Genomic DNA, 21,976 nt, shown 5'->3' on the forward strand with positions numbered 1-21,976 from the left:
CACATCTACCCAGCAAACCATAAATTTCACTCCTCACTCCTCACTCCTCACTCCTCACTCCTCACTCCTCAGATAACCCAAACCTTTTCTTCCCGCAAAAGCGGATGTAGCGCTTCGTATTTCTTGTTGAAGTACTGTTCAAAGGTTTCCCTAATCCATTTGACTGCCTGGTAGGCATACCACATCAGCCGGCGTTGGACGTGCATGTATGCCTGGTCCGTTTTGTTCTCCCCACCATTCAGTTGCCGTTCGTTGAATTCTTTGCGGGTCGACTTTATTATTTTTGCGAGCCGTGGAATAAGGCCGGCATCTTTTACATCAAATGCCTGCACGAGCCATTCGCTGACAAACTCCAACGCCATTTTAGCGGGCCGCTGCAGTTTCCTGTGTTTCCGCGGCGTTACCCGGTGATAGCCTGCTTGCTGTATTGAATGCAGAAAAGCCGGATTGATGTTTTGCAACAACAAAATCTGGTAGTGCAGGAAAAACGCGCCGAAATTTTGCGTATTAGGGACAGGAATAAAGCCAAAGTGCCTTGCCTGATGCTCTGGTACCGTATGGAATACAAACAAAGGAGGTTTGCTGATCTCAGGACAAAGGGCATTTACTGCCCGCATTTCTGCAAGGAGCGCCTCGAAGACCGACATTTTTTCCCTGAAAGATCCGTTGAGCAAGGGGCCGGCAACATCCGGATGAATTGAGCCGGCACCTGATAACAACATAGAATGCCAGTGGGCCTGGTCTTCAGCTGGCAACTGGGAAAGATGGCCAAGGTTCGATGCAATAAGGTCGGTGAACTGGTGTCCGTACGACGGGCCAAATGAGGCACGGGTGAATTTGAAGCGCGTTTGCGCAAAATTGAGCGATCCTTGCACATCATTCAGGATTTCGCATTGCTCATTTTGGATGTAGTGCTCCAGCACATAAGGATCGAAAAAATCGAAGGTGTACTGTGGCGCGCCAAGGGCAAGCTTCAACGAAAAGGGCTGCTGGGCGTACCGGGAAGGCTCCACAACACGCTTGAGGTACTTCGGTAACGGGAAAATACAGGCATGCTGCAACCGTTGAGGTACTAATTTTGCAAGCTGGGTACCTACCGGTTCATCTGGCAGCGCCCGTATGAATGGATTGGGGTGTACATCCCCAAATGTAACACTGGCCGATTTGTTGGTTACGATCGGCTTGATATACGGTAAAAGTCCCCCCAACTCAACATCCAGTTGATCTGCCAGACTGGGCAGTGGCATACCATTAAAGTGGTAAGATTCCAGGTAATAGTTTGTAATGCAGTCCAGGATCTTCGATTGATTCACAATCTGTTATAAAAAGCTTGTTTAATAAAGAGATAGCTTAAATTTGGTAATCGGATCACATTCCGCCGGCTTAACTGCAATTTTCTACAGGATCAATAGACAGCACGCTAAAAGTTGCTGAACAATCGTTGTTGGAAATCAGTATGTTTTCACTTCTACGACCTGATCCTCCACGTTCAAATACATCACCTGGCTATGCGTATAGTGCCATGGTGCCGCATCGCTGCACTTCTTTGCATTGGTCTAACCTTTCCCGTTGCCCCGCTCTTGGCCCAGGTAAGCGTAAAATTACTGGCATCTGAAGGGGCTGATTTTGATTACTTTGGCGAAGCTGTCGATATCGATGGGGACTATGCCATTGTGGGGAGTTGGCTCGATGACAATGCCCGAGGGAGGGACGCCGGCGCTGCCAGAATATTTCACCGGGTGGGCGCGGTGTGGGAAGAACAAGCGTTGCTGCTTGCATCGGATGGCGAGACCGGAGACCAGTTTGGCATTGCTGTAGCAATCAATGGTGACGTTGCGTTTGTGGGTGCACATCGGGATGACAATGTCAACGGCGCATTCGCCGGCGCCGTCTACATTTATGAGCGATCCGGCGAGACCTGGACACAGCGTGAAAAAATTGTTGCCGGAGATGGTGCTTTTGATGATCGCTTTGGAGGAGCAGTTGCTTCAAGTGGAGATCGTTTGCTGGTTGGGGCTATTGGGGTCAATGAAGGACGTGGCGGGGCTTATGTTTATCACCGCGCAGGGGGAGACTGGCTGTTTGTGAACCGCGTAACAATTGCCGACGGGATGCCGGGTGATGCTTTTGGTGGTGCCGTTGCTATCGAAGCAGAAGCGGCCATTGTTGGGGCAGCTACCCGCGATGGTGGCGGAATTACTGACGCCGGCGCCGCTTATGCGCTGGCCTTTAATGGTGTCCGGTGGATACAGCAACAGGAATTGATTGCTGCATCGCCAGGGTTAGACGGTATTTTTGGTAAAGCCGTTGCCATCACCGGTGACCAACTGCTTATTGGCGCACCCGAAGAAGATGTAGACGGTATTGAGAATGCTGGTGCGGCATATGTTTTTCAGTTTGATGGCACTACCTGGACACAGCAAGCAAAACTGGGTGCATTAAATGCGGAAGCTGGAGATGCTTTTGGGTTTTCTGTGGCGATTGATGGTACATATGCCATTGCTGGGGCACGCTGGGACCTGAACAACCAGGGCAGAAAGTCTGGTGCCGCCTACGTTTTTGTGGAGCGGAATGGGGCCTGGGAATCCGAAGCACGCCTGCTGGCTGGTGATGGCGATGTGGGCGACCAGTTTGGCAATGCCGTTGCCGTTAGCAATGAGCAAGTTATGGTTGGTGCACGCTGGGATGACAATGAGGTTGGCCAGGATGCCGGCGCAGCATACATTTTCCCGATTGGCGGATCGGGTGTGCCCTCGCTGTTGAGCAGCAGATCGCAGATCGATTTTTCGGCCCTGTCGGTTGGAGAAAGTGAGGCAGTTTCTTTTACAATCACCAATATCGGTACCGCCGATCTCAACGTACTCGGGATGGCAGTAGAGGGCGCGGGTGCCAGCAACTTTACGGTCACCCAGGGAAGCAATAGCGTATTGCTCGCCCCACTGGCGAGTATTACAACAACGCTCTCCTTTTCTCCCGTGAGCCCGGGAGACAAAATGGCAACACTACGTATCGAAAGTAACAGCCCCTCGAGTCCACACGAAGTTGCGCTGACGGGTAGTGGTACGGACGGACTACAGCCGGGGATTGCCAAGGTGATTGCTTTCCGTGGGGATGTGGAGTCTTATTTTGGCAGTACCGTATCTGTTCTGGGAGATTATGCCATTGTTGGCGCGGAAGGCCAGCGTGACACAGAGCCGGGGGCAGCTTACATCTACAAAAGATCAGGTGATACCTGGGTGCAAGAGCTGAGGATTTCATCACTCGATGGGGAGGCGGGCGACCGGTTTGGCAGTGCGGTGGATATCAGCAGCACCCACGCCATTGTAGGGGCCTGGAGCGATGATAACGAAGCCGGCGCAGCATACATTTTTGTAAAAAGCGGGTCGGCCTGGATTCAACAGGCCAAGCTTATCGCCACGGATCGGGAAGCCGGAGACCGTTTTGGACAATCTGTTTCCATCGAAGGTACGCATGCCGTGGTAGGGGCCTGGCAAGATGATAACATTCGAGGTTCAGGTGCCGGGGCAGCCTACATTTATAATTTGGAGGGGGGCACCTGGCAACAGCAATTCAAGCTCACCGCATCAGACGGACAGCAGGGCGACCGGTTTGGTAGCGCCGTTGCGGTGCAGGGTACGGATGTATTAATTGGTGCCGCCAATGGGGGATTCTTTGGTGAAGGTACCGCCTATGTGTATAGCCAGAATGGCTCCATTTGGCAGGAAAGCGGCCGGCTCTCAGCCTCTCAGGCCGGCTTGAGCGATGGCTTTGGAACCACCGTTGCGATTGAGGGCGATATTGCCGTGGTTGGCGCACCAATACATGACAACCAGTCTTCGATTGATGAAGGCGCTGTTTATGTCTTTGAAAAAGTTGGCACTGACTGGGTGGAGCGCGTCAAGCTGGCTGCGTCAGATGGGGCAAGCGGGTATGAGTTTGGTCGGGCGGTAGACATTGCCGGAGGCGAAATTGCAGTTGGTGCTGCGGGCGCTAACAACCAGCAAGGGGCAATGTACCTGTTTTCTCGTTCAGGAGACACCTGGTTTCAGACCAACATTGTCACAGCATCTGATGGAGACGCCGGCGATAAATTTGGGACAGCGCTGGCGTTTACCGGATTTGACATCATTACGGGCGCACCGGAAGACAACAACGTAAATGGTGTCCGCGCCGGCGTAGTATACATTTATTTGCGTGAAGGCGCCGGTTGGGAAGAACGGGCCCGCTTGCTGGCCTCGAGCCGGCTGGTGCAGCCTGCATTTGGTGCAGCCGTGGCTATTGATGGAGATTATGCCGTGGTTGGTGCAAAGGGAGATACCGGGGCACCTGGTGCTGCGTATGTGTATTTCCGGGAAGGAGAGAACTGGACGCAGCAAACAGAATTGTCAGCGTCAGATAGCCAGCCCGGCGACCAGTTTGGGGTTAGCGTTGCTATTTCTGGTGCCTACATCGTTGTAGGGGCGTCTGGGGATGACAACGAACGGGGGACCGATGCCGGCGCAGCGTATGTCTTTTTGAAAGGTAGCGAAACGTGGAGTGAGCAGGCGCGCCTCATTGCTGGTGATGGGGAAGGGGGAGATGCATTTGGTGGACAGGTCGCTATTGACGGTGACTTGATCGGTGTTGGTGCACCGCTTGACAACAATGTTCGTGGCGAAGATGCCGGCGGGGTTTATGTATTTCAGCGTTCGGGAGCCGCATGGTTGCAGCAGGCCAAGGTAACAGCATCAGATGGTATTGCCGGCGACTTTTTCGGTGTCGGTCTAGATCTGCAGCAAACTACGCTGGTCGCTGGTGCACCCAACGCAGGACTCTTCCAGAGTGGGGCAGTGTATGTGTATGAGCAAAATGGTGCAGCGTGGAACCAGGCTGCACGGTTGTCTGCTTCAAACGCTGAATCGGGGCAAGCGCTTGGAAGTGCTGTCGCGGTTGATGAAAACTACATTATAGTTGGTTCTGAGCAGCGAAAGGGAGACCGCGGCGCTGCTTACATATACCGCCGCACAGCAGGCGTGTGGGCTGAAACAGAAGAACTGACCATCGAACTCGCTGAAAGTGTGCCGGGAGATGGACTTGGCGGTGCAGTTGCCATCAGCGGCGTGTATGTACTGGTAGGTGGTCAGGGATTTGACAATGGGCGTGGTGCCGCATATTTGTTTGAACGTAGCGGCAGCAACTGGCTGCTTCAAACGCGCATCGACCCACAAGATGAAGGGGGAGATGATGCATTCGGGCTTGCCGTGGCATTGCAGGGCGGGCACGCAGTGGTTGGTGCGCAGAATGACAACAACGGGAATGGTATTGCAGCCGGCTCCGCGTATTTATTATCGCTTACCGGCCAGGTGTCGATTGTGGCAACGGAAGATGTGTTCATGGTTGATGATGCCGTTGTGCTGTACCCCAATTACCCGAATCCATTTGTCTCACAGACAACCATCCCATACGAGGTGACACAAGCCCAGCACATTTTGCTTGAGGTCTATGATATGTTGGGCCGGCACGTTGCCACACTGGTTGATGAACAGCAAGCGCCGGGTGCCTACGCGGTAGCGTTGCAGTCCCTCTCGCTGGCAAGTGGCGTGTATTTTTGCCGGCTCAAGGGTGATGCCGGCGTATCTGCTGTGCAGAAGCTGGTCCGCATAGGTGCTGACCGGTAACCTATCCATACCATGTCTGATTCCCTGATCAAGCTGCCTTTCAGGCATTCAAAAGGACGCGATGGAGGCATCGAAGTGCTTACATTTGCCGACCTCTATCGGCGGCAAGCAAACCTGAACCATCAGATCACCGCACCACACAGCATTGGTTTCTACATGTTACTCTACGTAGACGCCGGCCATGGGACACATACGGTTGACTTCCACAAGTTTGATGTTGCACCACACACATTGGCGGTGATCAGCAAAAATCAGATCCAGCAGTTTGACCCGGCCCTGGCGCTTAACGGGTATATCATTCTGATTACCGAAGACTTTATCCACCGTGCGTTGTTTGATCTGGCGGGTTCTGTGAGCCGTCTTCTTTTTGAGCCCGTTACCACGCAAGCCTACTTTTTGCGCAATGCGAAGACCATGTTACCACACATCGAGCGTCTGACCGATGAATATACACAAGGTATAGACTCTCCCGAGCAAACCCCCATTATGTTGCGCGAACTGGGGCTGATTTTGCTCAAAGCAGAGCGGCTGCGCCGGGCACAGTTGAGTTCTTCCTTGCAACAGGCTGAAGCCTCGCCGCGATTGATCGCTTTCCGTGATTTACTACAACAGCATTTTGTAAGACACTGGACTGCCCAGATGTATGCTGATGCCCTCGGTTTCTCAAAAAAGACGCTCGGCAACCTCACCCGAAAACACCTCCACCGCTCACCTAAAGAAGTCATCGACCAGCGGTTACTGCTGGAGATCAAGCGTATGCTGGTCCACACCGATCTCTCCATCAAAGAAATTGCCTATCAGCTTGGCTTTGAAGACCCATCTAACCTGAACAAGTTTTTCAAGCGCGTTGATGGTACAACACCTTCGTTCTTCAGAAGAAAGGGGGCACCCCGCCATCCCTGAATGAAGTTCTGTCTATATATCACAAATAAGAGGGCTGTCATCCTGATTCAGGATCCAGTCATCTTTAAAAGGGCTAATTTCCCCAATCATTCTCTGGATACCGGATCAAGCCCGGCATGATGTGGAGGGAAAAACGGGCACAGTGTCCCTTTCGGACGGATGATGTTAATTGTGATATAGAGACAGTATCAAGTTGGGTATGACGGTTAAGGGATCGTGTTTGGTTGTTTGCCAGGCCTAAAAGTGCATGTGGCGCATTATTCGCAAGACGCTATGGGTTAAAGTGATAACAAAAGTCGATTTTCCCATTTCTACTGTTTTTGATTCGATCTTATCTTTCTCTTTGTGGGCCAGGTTGTGAAATTTATAGCTGTTCTAATCGCAATAAAAGTACATAATAATGCGTGTACCACACCTGATGCTGCTCCTGGTATTCTGCCTTGCTGGATGCCAGAGCATGTCTAAAGAAACTCCCATAGATACCATGACAAACAAAGATAAAGCAGTTGCGCTGCTGGAGAGCCTGGAAACAGGTGCGCAAGAACCTGCCGGCTACATCAACCCCACGACGTACATCCAGCACAACCTCGCCGTTGCAGATGGACTGGAAGGCTTCGGTGCCGTCCTGCAAAACCAACCGCCAGGAGGATTCAAAGCAAAAGTCGTTCGTGCTTTCGAAGACGGTGATTTTGTCTTCACTCACACCGAGTATGATTTCTTTGGTCCGAAGGTAGGGTTTGACGTGTTCAGATTTGAAGACGGTCTGATTGTAGAGCATTGGGATAACCTGCAGGAAACAGCAACTGAGACGGTTTCAGGAAGAAGCCAGACCGATGGACCTGTTGCCATTGAAGACGTAGATAAAACAGCTGCAAACAAAGCACGCATCAAAGGCTTTATGGCGGATGTGTTGATGGGCGCTGCTCCGGAAAAAATCACGGAATACGTGTCTACCGAAACGTATTACCAGCACAACCCGGCTGTGGGTGATGGTCTGGCAGCATTGGGGGAAGCTTTGGAAGCTATGGCAAAAGCCGGCACCCCAATGGTTTATACAAAGAATCACTTTATCCTTGGAGAAGGCAACTTTGTGCTTACCGGCTCGGAAGGCTCGTTTCTCGGCAAAGAGGTTGCATTCTACGACCTGTTTCGCCTCGCAGACGGTTTAATTGTTGAGCACTGGGATACCGTGGAAGAAATCCCGCCGCGCGATCAGTGGAAAAATGACAACGGTAAATTTTAAGTACGGCAAATGCTAACCGCTGAATTGATATAGCTTAAAAAGCGGCATCCCTTCGACAGGGATGCCGCTTTTGGGTGTTATCGTATTTTCGTACGATCGGTTAGGAGCCTGCTGTCAGAAAGTCTCTTTCAATGCGCTACAGCATCCGTTGCCAGCTACTGATTTTGAAGCCGGCGCAGCGCAGCCTCGCTGCCTTCACTTTGAGGGTTGAGCGTTAATGCGCGTTTGTACGCCGTGATCGCTTCTGGCAACCGACCTGCGAGCGCGAGTGCTTCGCCCAGGCTATCATGCACATTCCACGAGGTAGGAAACTGCTCGACGTTGAATTGAAAAAAAAGCAGCGCTAACGGCAGGTTGTCGTTTTGCAGGTAGTGGTAACCGATGGCATTGATACTGCCTTCGTGGTGCAAGCCGCCCTCAACAGCAGCAAGCAAGCCGGTATCCAAAGCCCCTTTTGCTGCAGTGAGACTGTCCGCCTGAACCATTGCGTAGGCCGTTTCTATACCTTCCCGCAACGACGTAAGTGCCGGCACGCGCTCAACGGTTGCGGGGCCATCGCTGGTCATGAAAAACGATACCTGTCCTTCAGCGTCTCGCCCAAAAAAGACTTCCTGTTTGCGGTCTTGCCGTATAAACACATCTTCGTCTGCAGAGGGTAAAAAGATCTCCTCATCGATTTCCAGGCCTTCTTCAGCCAAGGTAACGACCCGGTTGTAATGCAGCATCCATGCACCTCTTGCCAATTCGGCTTGCGAACAGGATTGGCAGAAGGTCCCCGCAGCGTAATCACCCACATAAGCTTCCAGATTGCGATTGCCCAAAGGGACGGGGGCTGAAATCGGATAGGTTGGTGATTCTGGATACAGGGCTTTGAGCACAGCCTGGCTGATGCGTGAGCCGAGGTTCACGGGGCCACCGCCGGCTTCGAAGTTGCGGTTGGTGACCATAAAGACGGCTACTTTTTTGTCAACAAAGATGTCCATCAGCGTCCAGAAGCCCAGCATGCTTCCTCCGTGACCAACCGAGCGGACTGCGGGACCATCGGGTGGATCTACGCTTGGCGATTCCCACAGGTTGTGGGTGACGCCAGTGAAGCGAGGATGAGGCTTGTACTGTGGGGAAAGGATTGCATCAGCCATCGCTTTACTGAAGACCCGGCCATGCGAATTGACACCATCACCGGTGAGGGCTTCGAGGAGCAACGCCATATCGGCGGGCGTAGCGTCGATAGAGGAGGCGGGTGTGGTTACATAAACCTCGTACGGTTGTGCCACGTAGGCGCTGTCAATCCAACCGTAGCCGAGCGCTACGTCTGGCAGGTGCGCTTTGTCTGCTTCGACAAAACTGTTTTCCATACCGGCCGGCGCAAACAGCTCCTGGTGCATGGCATCCGCGTAAGATTTGTTGGTAACCCGACCAAGTATTTCTCCAGCAAGGGTGATCCCATAGGTGTCATACCGAAAGATCTGCCCCGGCGGCGTAATCCTGCGCAGGTTGTTCTCCAGAAAAGTGCTGAGGCTGGGGCGCATGGCTTTACGGTTATCGAGCGATTGATCAAGGGACCAGATATGCCGGTCGAGGCCAGGCTGGTCAAAGCCACCGGTATGCGTAAGCAAATTCCATATGGTCACAGGATCTGCGCCGCCATTCAGGTTCGGAATGCCATCGAAGTATTGCGCCACGTCGGCCTCATACGAAAGCCGTCCCGTATCAATCAGCCGTGAAACGCCAAAACCAGTGAGGGCTTTGGTGACGGAGCCGATGCGGAATAGTGTCTTTTCTGTATCTACAGGGCGGCCGGTAGATACATCCGCAACACCGTAGCCGCGTTTGATCACCGTTTTGCCTTCTTTTACTATAACTATGGCGACACCAGGCAAGTGGGTTGCTGTCATTTCCTCCGCTACAATCTGGTCTATGGTAGCTTCTAATTGTTCAGCTGAGAACGTGGTGTCTGGCACCGGCTCAGCTTGAGGCAAACCTGTGCAGGCTGCGAGGAGCAGCGCGAGTAATATCGATAAATAACGCATCATACAGAACGGGTTGTGCAATCCAGCGAGCAAGAAGGCGGGTACTGGTTGCTAATGAGGTAAATTGTGTTGCTCTTTCCCATTGACGAGGGGATGATGCGCTGGATGCACGCAATTTTGTGAACGGCTCAAGGGAGCTGTGAATAGCTCAGGAATAGGTTTATGCGTTGCCAAGCCGGCGCTTTACAGCCTCTACCCGGGTACGTCCGATGGGTAGTTTTTCGCCCGTTGTGAGTACGGCCGTGTACCTGCTGCCTTCGCGAACGCGTACCTGGGCGATGTTATCAAGCCTCACCAGGTAGGACCGGTGAATGCGCTCAAAGGATGCAGGCAATATCGAAAGCAGTTTTTCAAGTGATTTGCTATGGATGTGTACGGTGCCGTTGCGCAGGATCAGTTCTGCATAAGATCCTGCAGCTCTGACATAAGCAAGCTCTGCAACAGGGACCAGATCCACGCGGCCGGCCGATCGAACGGCAAGGGTTGCTGCTGGATGGCTGGCGCGAGCGCCATTGATGCGATCGAGGGTATTTCGGATACGCGCCGCGTTAAACGGCTTGCCTACAAAATCGAGCACACCTATCTCAAAAGCCTCAATGGCGCGTTCCGTGTGTGCAGATACAACCACCGTATGAAAAGCACCTGATACAGCGTTTTTTACCAGGTCAAACCCATCTTTGCCATTCAAATTCAAATCGAGGAAGACAACGTCTACCTTGTCCTCCGCAAGTGCGTGCTGCGCTGCTTCAAAGGTGGCATATCGGTCTATGTCTAGCCTGCCATCAGGTGCCTCCGCACGTAACAGTCGTTCGAGGCGTTGTGCAATGACTGGTTCATCTTCTACAATGAATATGCGCATAGGTAATGTGCTATGGAAAATTGCTATGGTAAATTGACTGGTAGCTGCATGCGGGTTACCCATTCGGTCGATTCGATGCCTGAGGACAGCGTGTATTGCGCAGATGCTACTTCTTCCAGCCTGGCGCGAACGTACCGTAAACCGCCGCCTTCTTGCTTTACTTGAGGGTCTGGATTTACAAGCGGTGTTCGCAGTTCCAGCGTACGCATGCCATCATCTACCGTCTCTCTGAGCGTAAAGGTAATTGTGCCGGCCAGGTATGCATTGTGTGTTATGGCATTTTCGATCAGGGTATGAATGACGGCCGGTGGAATAGGATGCTGTTCGGCGACTCCCGTTGTGTCGAGCTCAAAAACAACAGCGCGTCGGTAGCCCATGACCTCCAGATGGGCGCGGCACAGGGCCAACTCCTGGCGCATTGGAATCGTATGCTGTCCCGATACTTCGCCAAGCGAACGCAACTCTGCTGCCAGCGCCTCAATTGCTTTCACGGCAGTAGCCGGGCTCGTTTCTACGAGCTCGATTATCGACGTCAGTGTATTCATCAAAAAATGTGGCTGCAGATGCTTTTTTAGGAGTTCACCCTCCAGTCGGGCTGCTGTAGCCCGTGCCATTTCATGTCGTTTCCGGTCGGCGCGGGTTTGCAAGCCAAGCGAGGTAAGCAGGCCGGCGACCAGGACACTAAAAGCCGGAAAAAAAGCCAGATCCATAAATGAATGGCCTGAGAGAAATAGTACAATCAGGCAGATAAAGACGCCGCCGCAAGCGAGTCGGGCACCGGGTTGACGGTGCTGTATAGCCCAGCCGGTAATGCCTAGCGCTACAAAAAGTGCCATTGCAAATGCAGCATATGTGGCGGTTTCATGATCTTTAATGAGTATAAGCGCCAATGTTATCGCTACTGCGAGTGTAAACACGATGAAGCGGATCCTGGGGATGCTGAACTGGACCGCAAAAGTGCCGGCAAGTAACACGCCCGTAAGTCCCGTGAACAATTCTACCAGGCTGAGGCGCAGGCCATGCAAGGAATACATGTAGCCCAGGGCATTGCGCCAACTCTCAGTTGCCAGAAGGAGGGCGACGGCAAGGCACAAAGCTGCTGTCATGAGATAGGGAAGGCGCTGCTGATCAGCGATGAAGAGTGCGCCATAGTAAAGCGCAACAAGTACAAAGCCACCAAGGAAAAGCAGCGGAATACCTACCGCTTTGAACGGAGCGGTCGTGAGCTGCATAAAATCACCCAAAACAAACTGCATGCGTAAACCCGATGTCTGCTGTGGGCGCCTGAAGCTTGATATTCGGAGAGTAACCTGGTGACCGCCCGGCGTAGCAAGGGTGTCAGGTACCCTGAAATACGCATCGATGGGGCCGGCCCGTTCTGTTTGTACGTTGTGCCCCACTTTGCCTGCCTCGCCAATCAAAACGCCATCCCAGTACACCTCACGAGCTGCAAGGCCGGTTGCTTTGATGCCCAGTGTTTGATAGGCCGGCACTTCAACATTAAACCGCAGCCACATCACTGCCGCCGTATCCGGTAGCGATAATACTGGAGCTGTGGACCACGTGGTATCATCACCGTTGTTTTCAGGCCACACAGCGGTGTCATCTATCCTGTATTGCGTGGTTTCTACAACAAGTGCCGGCGTTTCTGTACAGCCAGAAATGAGCAGCATCAGAATTATATAGCAGATGCTTCCCGACAGGAATTGCCTGAGGGTGTGTATACTTTGTGGGGCACGGAAACGGGACATGTCCATAATCTATCACGCGCAAGATCCAATCGCCATCACAGCCGGATTTTCAACATTGCAGGCAAATGGTATATTGTATGTACGTATGGATCTGATACGGCAGGGGTATGCAGCAGGTTGTTGCAAATTGCCGTACAGCTGTTGCCGGCCTTTTACCCATCTTTCCCCGTACCAACATGAAGACGCGCCGCCAGTTTTTGAATACTGCCTTTGTACCTGTTGCCGCAACCTTGAATCCTGCTGCAATCCCTAATACACTGGAAATGCTTGCCCAGCATACGGGTACGCCTACAGAAATTGCCCGCGATGAAGCGTATTGGCGCACCGTGCAGGAGGCCTTTACGGTGGATAAGAGCCTGGTTAACCTGAATAATGGCGGGGTATCGCCGGCGCCGGCCATTGTACAGGATGCTATGAAACGGTACCTGGATTTCTCAAACCTTGCGCCGGTGTACACGATGTGGGAAATTTTGGAACCGCAACGTGAAGGCGTACGGCAGCGTGTTGCGAGAGATTTTGGATGTGATACCGAGGAAATTGCTCTGACGCGAAATGCGTCTGAGAGTTTGCAAATTTGCCAGCTTGGCATTGACTTGCAGCCGGGAGATGAAGTGCTCACCACCACCCACGATTATGGCCGGATGATTAACACGTTCAAGCAACGTGAACGCCGAAATGGTATCAAGCTTGTCCAGTTTCCCTTGCCTGTGCCGGCTGAAAACCCAGATGAGATTGTCCGACTCTTTGAGCAAAACATCACGCCGCGGACCAGAATGATCCTGATGTGCCACATTGTAAACATCACGGGGCAAATTATGCCGGTCAAGCAGGTTGTGCAGATGGCCCGAAAAAGGGGAATCCCCGTAATTGTTGATGGTGCCCATGCGTATGCGCACTTCACCTTCAAACACGAAGACCTCGATTGTGACTACTACGGTTCGAGTTTACACAAGTGGCTACTCGCGCCCCATGGTACCGGTTTGTTGTATGTTCGAAAAGAGAAAATTAAAGATTTGTGGCCGCTTATGGCTGCACCCGAGCGGCTGGATAGCGACATCAGAAAGTTTGAGGAAATTGGTACCCACCCTGCAGCGAATTACATCGCGATTGCTGATGCCCTCACCTTCCACCAGGGGATTGGCGCCAAACGCAAGGAAGAACGATTGCGGTACCTCACCCATTACTGGGCAGAAAAGCTGCTTTCACATGATCGTATTAGATTGAATACAAGTTTGAATCCCGCCTACTCCTGCGCCATCGGCAACGTGCAGATTGATGGAGTCGATACGAAAAAACTAAAAGACCATCTGTGGGATGCGCACCGCATAATTGTAGTGCCTATTCTGCATGAAGACTTTGAAGGGTTACGCGTTACGCCTAACCTGTACACCACATTGGAAGAGCTTGATCGGTTTGTTGATGCCATGACGCATGTGATAAAACACGGCTTGCCGGCCTGAGCTGTATGCCTTATTTGTACGCTACCCACCCCAAGACAATACACATGAAAAAAATGATGATGGCGTGCCTGCTCTGTTTTGCAGCCGCCGGCCTCGTGGCCTGTGAAACACCTGTCCCTGAAGCGACCCGCACTGTAATTTCAACTGAGGCAGCTCCACCAGCTGTTGGGCCTTACTCCCAGGCAATTCGGGTTGGCAACATGTTATTTCTTGCCGGCCAAATCGGACTGGATCCTGAATCCCGTAAGATCGTGGAAGGAGGTATAGAAGCCGAAACCCGGCAGGCAATGTCAAATCTGGATGCTGTGCTGGGTGCAGCCGGCTTTTCTATGGCTGATGTGGTTCAAGCCCAGGTATTTCTTGCAGATCTGAATGATTATGCAGTCATGAATGAAGTATATGGCTCATACTTTGCTACCATGCCTCCGGGACGCGCAGCTGTGCAAGTTGCCCGGTTGCCACTGGATGCGCGGGTTGAAATTATGATGACTGCCGTTAAGGCGCAGTGATTGCCCCGTTACCGCTTCTCTCCAACGGGTTGCAGTACATCATCGATCTTTTTGTCCACAATGTAGCGGACAACTGGCTGTCGCGTGTAAAAATAAATGCGACGACGGATAAAAAAAGAAGGTGATGAGCATTTAACTATGCCGGCCGCCCTCGCTGCTGGATTTGCGTCTCCTGCGTCTGTGTGCACTAAACTGATGTAGAACTCCTGTTAACCCTTCTGTAATCATGCACAATACTGTGTTGTGTAAACCTTCTTTTATGCGCGCTGCTTCTGGTTTGCTACTTGGCATCATTGTGCTGAGTACTGCCTTATTGAGCAGCGCTTGCCTGGAACCAGACCCCAAAGTTTGGAAGCTGGATCAGGACTACGGCTTTCGTGGCTATAGCCTCGGGCCATCGTTGTACACCCGTGTGTTAGAACAGGCTGAAGGCCGTGCCACGGCATTTGATGTGGTCGAATTTGAGGCTTTTGGCAGTCGGTTTGCTGATCAACAACTGTTTGAGCAACAGGGGCCCTCCACCGTTTTCGGAACGCCAGTGGCTAAAGTTTATGCTGGCGTCATCGACGAATCTATCTATGCTTTCTTATTGCAGGTAGGGGCCGATCACAATGAACAAGCTGCGCTGGAAGACAGCCTCATCTTTCATTATGGTACCCCACAGTCCCGTGTAGACACGACTTACATTTCAGGTCAAACACTGGTACACGTAAATACTTTGCACTGGGAAGCGGATAGTGTTGGACTTGAACTTGGTATGGGCGACGGATTTGCTGAGCTGCTAGTTTACGACAAAGACCTGCGTTTACGCCGCCAGCAGATTCAATACCTTACAACCCGCGCGCAGCGTGGCACAAATACCGGCGTTAGTGAACTGAAGACTGTTGGGCAGGTAAATCTGGATGAAATAGCACCCCGTGCGCGCTGGAAATATCGATATCGGGGCGAAGAGACCCATGTGCGGGGTGGCTCGTTTGGGGAAATTGACTATTCGTATGTAAAGCCATTCTTCGAAGTAGAAGGGGAGAGTTTCTTTGGCGTCAAAATGGCTTTCGTTAACCTCAATTTTGTGGGAGGGAGCGACAGCTTGCGAACGCTTGAAGTTCGTTTTGACAACACCCAGGGCCAGACCGTTGGCTTTATGGACATGCTGCGGGTTATGGAGCGCAAGCTTGGCCGGCACGCCTATTCCGATACACTACATACCACAAAAGGGCCGTTTCGTCGCGCCACCTGGTATGGCCATGACCTGACAATCACGCTTGAGGAGAACCGTTTTCGTCCAGAACAGCCCGATCGGGCAGATGTGTTGGTTAGCTTCACCAAAGATCGGATTGAAGTTCCCTGGCAAGCCCCAGACCTTGCACGGGCAGCTGTCAATTCAGCTGATTCACTTGATGTAGGCTCCGGTGGAGGGCAAGATTCTCTTGCCACCAAATCTGAACTCATATCCAAAAAGCCGCCGGCGCTTTAATAATTTAGCTGATACCCCATTTCTGATTGCCAGAAAGCGTGCAAAGCCGCCCATTCCTTGTGTGTTAAGAAAAGCCGCATTATTTGGGCGAATTCGACGCGGAATCGTCATATTTCTGCAATGCTTATTTCCGTTTATCAGGGCTTGCTAAAAAGTTCTGTTTTTCATGTGTTAGGGCAAGGTGTAAGTACTTGTTTACATTGGATTTGATTTAAAAATGTAAACATGGCGCATAAAATCTGAAATGGTAGCGCTAATTACATCAGTGCAGGAGTCGATATCTACTAATGGGATGCGATGTGAAGCGCATTCCATTTGTTCATTTTGGTGGATTCTGGTTGCACCTAAAATCCGGCCATAAGTGTGGCATAGGATTTACGGCAGACGCTTTAGCATCGGTATCTTGATTTCGTTAAATGATGGTACCCCCAACCAGATTAGATAGATAAAATTCAATGCAGGATATTTACACAAAATCTCTCAAAGAAGGCCTCACCGAATTGGAAGGATTGGACCGCGACTACCTTGAAGCATCTCGTCGCCGGCTGTTCCTGATGCCTGAGGCAGAGCGGGAAGCTGTAGCAGAGGAGCACAAGCGCAAAGCAGCGCTCTACTTTGAGCTCTACCGCACCGCACAGAACCTTTCTGTATAAAGGGCTGTGTCTGAAAACAACTTTGTAAGACTGATTCCTGAATCAAGGCCCACAACAGGCATTTCGCCTTCGCTCAGGATCCGGCTTTGTCTCCGTTAGCTGTTGATTTTTCAGGCAAAACCTAGCTACTCATAACGCAGCGACTCAACAGGATCGACGTTTGCAGCTTTGCGTGCCGGGAAGAAGCCGGCGAGTAATCCAATTACTGATAAGATGGCCACCGTGGTCATGGCAATTGGGGTGGAAATTTCAGGGTTGGCCAGGAATTGGAGCGCACCTTCCTTGTTGGGAATGCTTTGTATAGCAGTGACCACGGCATAGGAAAAGAGCAATCCAATAGCGCCACCTGATAGCGCAATCAGCAGCGACTCGAAGATGACCTGCAACTTGATATGATATTTACGAGCGCCGAGAGCCAGTTTGACACCAAACTCTCTCGTGCGCTCTTTTACTGTCACGTACATGATGTTGGCCACGCCAACGCCCGCAAGGAGTAGCGTCAGGCCACCCACTACGCCGAGGAAGATCTGGATCCCGAGAAACACCTTGGCCCCTTCCTTTTCATTTTCGATAAAGTCCCAGATACCCAGTGCGCGTTCATCGCTTGCATCAAATTTGTGCCGTCGACCGAGTACGCGATACAACTCTTCTTTTACAGCCGGCGCAACATCAACGTTACTCGGACGGATCACCATGTGGTTGATGTACCGGTAACCGTAAATCGTTTCAAAAGTCTGTGATGGAATAATGGCGCGGTTGGCGTCAGGGCCATTGTTCATGCTCGTTTGCAGCTTGGGCTGCATAATGCCAATCACAGTGAATGGGAGCCCGTCGAGCAACACTTGTCCGCCTACAGGCTCCTGGTCGCCAAAGAGCCGGCCGGCAATTTCGTCACCAAGAAACAGGACGCGACGCTTCTGTGCTTCATCCTTCATGTTAAGGAAGCGTCCGCCAGCGGCAGGAAACATGCGCCGCATTTCTTCGAATGCCGGGCTCACGCCTTCCATATAGGCAGTGGTTTTGTTTTTACCCACCTGCAGCGATACTCCCCATCGACCATAAGAGACGCTGCCCATATCGATGCCGGGAATGGTTTTCTGTACAAGTGCCAGGTCGTCCCTGCGTAAACGGATGTTTCTGCCTTTGTCGAGGCCTTCATAGGGTAGGCTGGTTTCTCCTCCGTATACCTGAAAGATTTTGTCGCCGGCATTAAGCAGGCCATCTTGCATCGTTTTACCCAATCCTTCGCCAAAGGCAAGCAGCAAAACCACAGAAATGGTGCCCCAGGTGATGGCAAAGATGGTCAGGAACGCGCGTGTTTTCTGCGTGCGCAGGTCATTCCAGAATTCTTGCAGTAAGATCTTCCACATGGGATAGGGGTGTTATGGGTTACCGGTTAAGGTTTCTGGGAATTTTACAGTTTGTTTAGGTCCGCAGGCATTCTACCGGATCCAGTTGGGCTGCTTTGCGTGCCGGGAAGAAGCCGGCGAGTAACGCAATAAACGCGAGCAATGTCATGGTAACCAGGGCAACAAGCGGTGAAAGTTGTGGAATACCCACAAAGTCCTCAATGGGCAGGAACGAGATCCCTTTGATCAGCAGCATGGCCAGCATAAAGCCAAGCGCTGCTCCCATACCCACAATCAGAAAAGTCTCCAGGAAAAACTGGAAAAGGATATCACGGCTTGTTGCGCCAACCGACCGTTTGATCCCAATTTCTTTGGTGCGTTCACGGACAACCACGTACATGATGTTGGCAACCCCAATACCACCTACGGTGAGGGTAAAGCTGCCGATGATGCCCATGAAAATGTTGAACCCGAGGAAGAAGTTTTTCAGGAATACGTCCGCTTCGTTCGTGTCCCACACTCCGAGGGCATCGTCATCATCCGGATTGAATCTGTTGCGCCGGCCCATTACTTCCATTAGCCGCCGTTCAACCTGCGCCGTCATATCCGGATCGCTGGGGCGATAGATGATATTGTTGATGTACCGATCGCCAAACATGGTGCGGTAAGTGCTCGCGGGGATAAACACACGGTCGCTGTCGCGCGAATTGTACGAAGAGTTCTGGGTTTTGGGCTGCATTTGCCCAATGACCGTAAACGGCGTTTCTCCGATCATAACCTGTTGTCCAACGGCAGTTGAATCGCCAAAGAGCAGGTTTTTGATTTCATTTCCCAGCATCACCACACGCCGGCGCTTCTGCATGTCGATTTCGTTTATAAACCGACCGCCGGGTTCAGCTATGATGTTTCGCATATCCGCATACACCGGGTAGATACCGGTGACAGCCGGCGACGTGGCTGACCGCCCTTTGCGAATGGTGGTGTAGTTCAGGTACTCCGGACTAATCTGATAAATTTCAGGAATCTCTGAATCCAGTACGGGGACATCTTCTTCACGAAGATTAATTCGCCGTCCGTCCGGGAAGCCTTCGTAAGGCATGGTTGTGCGACCGCCAAAGACAACGACGATGCCGTCTCCCATGCCGTGCATGTTTTTCTTGGACTGTTTTTCCAGGCCAACCCCAAAAGCGAGCAAAACAACAACAGCCACCGTACCCCAGGTAATCCCGAGGATGGTGAGTGCTGTTCTAAGCTTCTGGGATCTAAGATCCTGAAAGAACTGGGAAAGGGTGGTGAATAGACGCATGTCGAATGCTGATTTTCGCGTGCCGAATGCCAATTGGGTTTAAAAGATGGGGAGCGCCCCGGGCAAGCCACTTGGCGCTTGTTCTTCGCTACTCAATTACTTTTGGTGGCTTCTCACGGACACGTACACCTTCTTCGAGCCCGGACAGCACTTCGATGCTGATGGCATCGCTCAATCCGGTTTCAATAATGCGTTCTTCGAGGGAATTGTCAGCCAGCAGGATATTCACCCGTGCCGTATCGTTGGCAAAGTCGATCACGCGTTCTGGAATCAACAATACCTGCTCGCGTTTCTCGATAATGATTTCTGCGTTGGCTGAGTAGCCAGCGCGGAGAATCACTTCTTTCGGATTCCCTTCTGGCATGAGCAGGTCCTTTTCTGTAGCGCTCAGGATTTCAAGCTCAACCGGGAATACCGTTGAATTGTCTTCTTTTTCAGCTTTGAGCCAAATTTTAGCAAGAATGCCGGCGACTGTTGCGCTTGGCAGGGCGCCTACCTTGATGTCGGTATTCATGCCTTCCTCCAGCCGGCCTACGTCAATTTCGTCTACGGTGCCCCGGAAGATCAGGTCGTCCATGTTTGCCATGGTCATCAATACCGTACCCTCCTGGAAGGAGGTCAGCGGGACAATGTTGTCACCGATTTCAACCATTTTGTCGAGAATAAACCCGCTCACAGGCGCCCGAACAACAGATTCGAATACACCTTTTTCTGTTGATACCTGTCCCTTTTTCAAGAGCTCAAGAGCTTCCTGTGCCATCTGAACCTGCAACTTGGCTTCGTCGTAGCTCCGCGCGGCGCGCTCATAATCCTGGTTGGAAATGAGTTGCTTGTCGTGCAGGGCTTTCTGGCGGTCATATTCCATTTTCAGGTTGCGCACTTCAAGCTCGCGTAATTCAATTTGCCGCTCTGCGTCAACGAGCTCTTTGGGGGTCGGCGTTGGCCTGATTTCGAGCAGCGGGTCGCCGGCGCGGACAAAGTCACCTACATCAGCAAACTGGCGCTTGGCAACACCTGAGAATTGAGATTTTACGCTGACTTCTACCCGTGGCTCAATGGTGCCAACAGCCAGCGCTTTGTCTACGATATCACCGCGCTCAACGGTGATGTGGGGAATTTCTTCTTCGCCGTCCTTGTTGTTATTGTTGTAAGCATAAACAGATGCGGCCGCGATGGCACCAACAACAAGCAGGGTAAGTACAATTTTGCCTGTACGCTTCATACTGATCTCGGTGGAGGTTGGGGTGATAGCGCGCTCCGGGGTTCAGAGAGCGGGCTTTTTGTATCAGTTTTGAAGCCTATACGGCTGCTGCAGAAAAAGTGTTACGCTGTAGTGCTATGTTTTTAGCAGCCCTGGATCTACCTCACCACACCAGTACATGAAATCACCCCGCTTCGATTTTTGCTATAATCCCGAGGTGGTGGCGCTTGTGGTTTTGCATAAATCGCAGCCATTCCAGTGCTGTCAGTGGCCCAAAAAAGAGGTGCGGGAAAAGGCGCGGGATTCCTTCGAGTTCATCAAGCAGCGGTTCTACACGTGTGATTGCTTTGGTCATGCGGCCCCAATCCCGTTTGAGGAGTCCATGGTCCAAATTGTCTGGTGGTCGGACTTGCTCGGGCGCAGTTCGTCCTCCTGGCACTTTCCCTTCATAGATCACTTGCAACCGTTCCGGAATGCCTGCTAATGTGTCGTCACCCAGCCGGCCGCTGTGTAATCGCTCGATCAGTCGGGGGATGGAGCCGTGCGCGAGCGCCAGATGGTACAGGTGATGCCCGATAGACCAGCCCGAAACTGCTGCTTTTACCTCGAATAATTTTTCTGCTGGCCACGCCACGTAACCGGCGCCTTGCTCTACCAGGGATTGCAGGGCTGCATAATTCTCGTGCGGTTCCAGACTCGGATCATATGCCATAGCTACGCTCAGTTCTTCTTGATCTATTAGGTTAGCTCGCGCTTCCAGTTTACGCGAATCAGCGCAGGGAAAATATCGAATGTGCCACTGAATAACACCTCTGATAAAAAATTATCCTCCGGCTGCAACTTCTTTATTGTACTCCTGTACAACCGTTGACAAAGTGTCAATGAGTTGATTCGGAGTAACCTGTAAACCCATGTTAATGTCTACCCTTGAGCGCCGGCAAGAAGAGAAAGAACAGCGTCGAAATGATATTATCGATGCTGCTGAGGTTGTGTTCGCGCAAAAGGGTGTTGACAAGGCAACCATGGCTGATGTGGCAAAAGAAGCGCGGTTGAGCCGAGGTTTGATTTATTTTTATTTCAAAGATAAAGAAGATCTGTATCTGGCTATTATGGTACGCGCATCGCGCGGATTGCGGGAGGCTTTTGAACAGGCAGTTACAGATGAGATGCGGGGATTCGAAAAAATTACGGCGATGGGGCGTGCTTATGTGCGTTTTTCCAAAGAGCAGCCGGCCTACTTCCATGCGTTAACCGAGTTTGAGACCCGCACCATTAACTTTGAAGAGCCTATCGAGAGCGAAGTCGCCTGCCTGGCTGAGGGTAATAAAGTGCTTGAACTGATGGCACGCGTAATTGCTGAAGGGATGCAGGATGGGTCAATTCGTCAAGATATTGGTGATCCGATGAAAGCCAGTGTTTGCCTCTGGGGATTCACACATGGGATCATTCAAATTGTGGCAAAAAAGCAAGACATGTTCACGCATGTACTGCAGGTTGATCCGGATGCATTGATTACACAGGCGTTTGATATGATGGAACGCTCACTGGCATCTTAAAAAATTTGTCCTACCCGTTGACAAA

At 51.7% G+C, this 21,976-nt stretch carries 16 protein-coding genes; 8 read left to right on the forward strand and 8 right to left on the reverse strand.

What is annotated here, in order from left to right:
• Positions 1–68 precede the first annotated feature (68 nt).
• A complete protein-coding gene (locus AAF564_10490; protein ID MEM8485968.1) occupies positions 69–1,247 on the reverse strand; it encodes a hypothetical protein in 1,179 nt (392 codons plus the stop codon).
• A 261-nt stretch (positions 1,248–1,508) separates the two neighbouring features.
• On the opposite strand from AAF564_10490, the gene AAF564_10495 reads away from it, so the two are divergent.
• From AAF564_10495 to AAF564_10505, 3 genes are all read left to right on the forward strand, one after another.
• Positions 1,509–5,657, forward strand: a complete 4,149-nt coding sequence (locus AAF564_10495) for a choice-of-anchor D domain-containing protein (GenBank protein ID MEM8485969.1) — start codon at positions 1,509–1,511, stop codon at positions 5,655–5,657.
• A gap of 12 nt (positions 5,658–5,669) precedes the next feature.
• The gene (locus AAF564_10500; protein ID MEM8485970.1) at positions 5,670–6,560 is read left to right on the forward strand and encodes a helix-turn-helix domain-containing protein; all 891 of its coding nucleotides are present in this window, start codon (positions 5,670–5,672) and stop codon (positions 6,558–6,560) included.
• A 457-nt stretch (positions 6,561–7,017) separates the two neighbouring features.
• Positions 7,018–7,803 carry a hypothetical protein gene (locus AAF564_10505; protein MEM8485971.1) on the forward strand — a complete coding sequence of 262 codons (786 nt, stop codon included), beginning with the start codon at positions 7,018–7,020 and terminating at the stop codon, positions 7,801–7,803.
• 155 nt (positions 7,804–7,958) lie between these two features.
• On the opposite strand, the gene AAF564_10510 is transcribed toward AAF564_10505, so the two are convergent.
• The 3 genes from AAF564_10510 to AAF564_10520 form a co-directional block, all read right to left on the reverse strand.
• Complete coding sequence (locus AAF564_10510; protein ID MEM8485972.1) at positions 7,959–9,836, reverse strand: serine hydrolase; 1,878 nt, start codon at positions 9,834–9,836, stop codon at positions 7,959–7,961.
• Positions 9,837–9,993: 157 nt separating this feature from the next.
• Positions 9,994–10,692, reverse strand: coding sequence for a LytTR family DNA-binding domain-containing protein (locus AAF564_10515; GenBank protein MEM8485973.1), 699 nt, complete (start codon positions 10,690–10,692; stop codon positions 9,994–9,996).
• A gap of 23 nt (positions 10,693–10,715) precedes the next feature.
• Positions 10,716–12,443: a histidine kinase gene (locus AAF564_10520; protein MEM8485974.1), complete on the reverse strand. Its 1,728-nt coding sequence runs from the start codon at positions 12,441–12,443 to the stop codon at positions 10,716–10,718.
• Between the two features lie 176 nt (positions 12,444–12,619).
• Here AAF564_10520 and AAF564_10525 point away from each other — a divergent pair, with 176 nt between their 5' ends.
• The 4 genes from AAF564_10525 to AAF564_10540 all read left to right on the forward strand — a co-directional run bounded on the left by AAF564_10525 (position 12,620) and on the right by AAF564_10540 (position 16,539).
• A complete protein-coding gene (locus tag AAF564_10525) occupies positions 12,620–13,903 on the forward strand; it encodes an aminotransferase class V-fold PLP-dependent enzyme (GenBank protein ID MEM8485975.1) in 1,284 nt (427 codons plus the stop codon).
• A gap of 44 nt (positions 13,904–13,947) precedes the next feature.
• Entirely contained in the window at positions 13,948–14,412 is a 465-nt protein-coding gene (locus AAF564_10530) for a RidA family protein (GenBank protein MEM8485976.1), read from the forward strand.
• Between the two features lie 226 nt (positions 14,413–14,638).
• The gene (locus AAF564_10535; GenBank protein MEM8485977.1) at positions 14,639–15,886 is read left to right on the forward strand and encodes a hypothetical protein; all 1,248 of its coding nucleotides are present in this window, start codon (positions 14,639–14,641) and stop codon (positions 15,884–15,886) included.
• Between the two features lie 455 nt (positions 15,887–16,341).
• Positions 16,342–16,539 (forward strand): hypothetical protein, encoded by a 198-nt coding sequence (locus tag AAF564_10540; protein ID MEM8485978.1) that lies wholly within the window; start codon positions 16,342–16,344, stop codon positions 16,537–16,539.
• Between the two features lie 125 nt (positions 16,540–16,664).
• Here the strand turns inward: AAF564_10540 and AAF564_10545 are convergent, their stop codons facing one another.
• The 4 genes from AAF564_10545 to AAF564_10560 all read right to left on the reverse strand — a co-directional run bounded on the left by AAF564_10545 (position 16,665) and on the right by AAF564_10560 (position 21,107).
• Complete coding sequence (locus AAF564_10545) at positions 16,665–17,909, reverse strand: ABC transporter permease (protein ID MEM8485979.1); 1,245 nt, start codon at positions 17,907–17,909, stop codon at positions 16,665–16,667.
• 55 nt (positions 17,910–17,964) lie between these two features.
• On the reverse strand, positions 17,965–19,194 hold the full coding sequence (locus AAF564_10550; GenBank protein ID MEM8485980.1) for an ABC transporter permease: 1,230 nt from the start codon (positions 19,192–19,194) through the stop codon (positions 17,965–17,967).
• Positions 19,195–19,282: 88 nt separating this feature from the next.
• Entirely contained in the window at positions 19,283–20,416 is a 1,134-nt protein-coding gene (locus AAF564_10555; protein ID MEM8485981.1) for an efflux RND transporter periplasmic adaptor subunit, read from the reverse strand.
• 163 nt (positions 20,417–20,579) lie between these two features.
• Positions 20,580–21,107 carry a DinB family protein gene (locus AAF564_10560; GenBank protein MEM8485982.1) on the reverse strand — a complete coding sequence of 176 codons (528 nt, stop codon included), beginning with the start codon at positions 21,105–21,107 and terminating at the stop codon, positions 20,580–20,582.
• A gap of 199 nt (positions 21,108–21,306) precedes the next feature.
• Here AAF564_10560 and AAF564_10565 point away from each other — a divergent pair, with 199 nt between their 5' ends.
• A complete protein-coding gene (locus AAF564_10565; protein ID MEM8485983.1) occupies positions 21,307–21,951 on the forward strand; it encodes a TetR/AcrR family transcriptional regulator in 645 nt (214 codons plus the stop codon).
• The last annotated feature ends 25 nt before the right edge of the window (positions 21,952–21,976 follow it).

Source organism: Bacteroidota bacterium, from assembly GCA_039111535.1.
In the GTDB taxonomy this organism is placed as follows: domain Bacteria; phylum Bacteroidota; class Rhodothermia; order Rhodothermales; family JAHQVL01; genus JBCCIM01.

Bases quoted from the DNA above. Each gene is read 5' to 3' on its own strand.
- AAF564_10490 (MEM8485968.1), bottom strand. From the start codon at position 1,247: ATGCCACTGCCCAGTCTGGCAGATCAACTGGATGTTGAGTTGGGGGGA.
- AAF564_10500 (MEM8485970.1), top strand. From the start codon at position 5,670: ATGTCTGATTCCCTGATCAAGCTGCCTTTCAGGCATTCAAAAGGACGC.
- AAF564_10540 (MEM8485978.1), top strand. From the start codon at position 16,342: ATGCAGGATATTTACACAAAATCTCTCAAAGAAGGCCTCACCGAATTG.
- AAF564_10495 (MEM8485969.1), top strand. From the start codon at position 1,509: ATGCGTATAGTGCCATGGTGCCGCATCGCTGCACTTCTTTGCATTGGT.
- AAF564_10550 (MEM8485980.1), bottom strand. From the start codon at position 19,194: ATGCGTCTATTCACCACCCTTTCCCAGTTCTTTCAGGATCTTAGATCC.
- AAF564_10515 (MEM8485973.1), bottom strand. From the start codon at position 10,692: ATGCGCATATTCATTGTAGAAGATGAACCAGTCATTGCACAACGCCTC.
- AAF564_10530 (MEM8485976.1), top strand. From the start codon at position 13,948: ATGAAAAAAATGATGATGGCGTGCCTGCTCTGTTTTGCAGCCGCCGGC.
- AAF564_10535 (MEM8485977.1), top strand. From the start codon at position 14,639: ATGCACAATACTGTGTTGTGTAAACCTTCTTTTATGCGCGCTGCTTCT.
- AAF564_10510 (MEM8485972.1), bottom strand. From the start codon at position 9,836: ATGATGCGTTATTTATCGATATTACTCGCGCTGCTCCTCGCAGCCTGC.
- AAF564_10545 (MEM8485979.1), bottom strand. From the start codon at position 17,909: ATGTGGAAGATCTTACTGCAAGAATTCTGGAATGACCTGCGCACGCAG.
- AAF564_10555 (MEM8485981.1), bottom strand. From the start codon at position 20,416: ATGAAGCGTACAGGCAAAATTGTACTTACCCTGCTTGTTGTTGGTGCC.
- AAF564_10520 (MEM8485974.1), bottom strand. From the start codon at position 12,443: ATGTCCCGTTTCCGTGCCCCACAAAGTATACACACCCTCAGGCAATTC.
- AAF564_10505 (MEM8485971.1), top strand. From the start codon at position 7,018: ATGTCTAAAGAAACTCCCATAGATACCATGACAAACAAAGATAAAGCA.
- AAF564_10560 (MEM8485982.1), bottom strand. From the start codon at position 21,107: ATGGCATATGATCCGAGTCTGGAACCGCACGAGAATTATGCAGCCCTG.
- AAF564_10565 (MEM8485983.1), top strand. From the start codon at position 21,307: ATGTTAATGTCTACCCTTGAGCGCCGGCAAGAAGAGAAAGAACAGCGT.
- AAF564_10525 (MEM8485975.1), top strand. From the start codon at position 12,620: ATGAAGACGCGCCGCCAGTTTTTGAATACTGCCTTTGTACCTGTTGCC.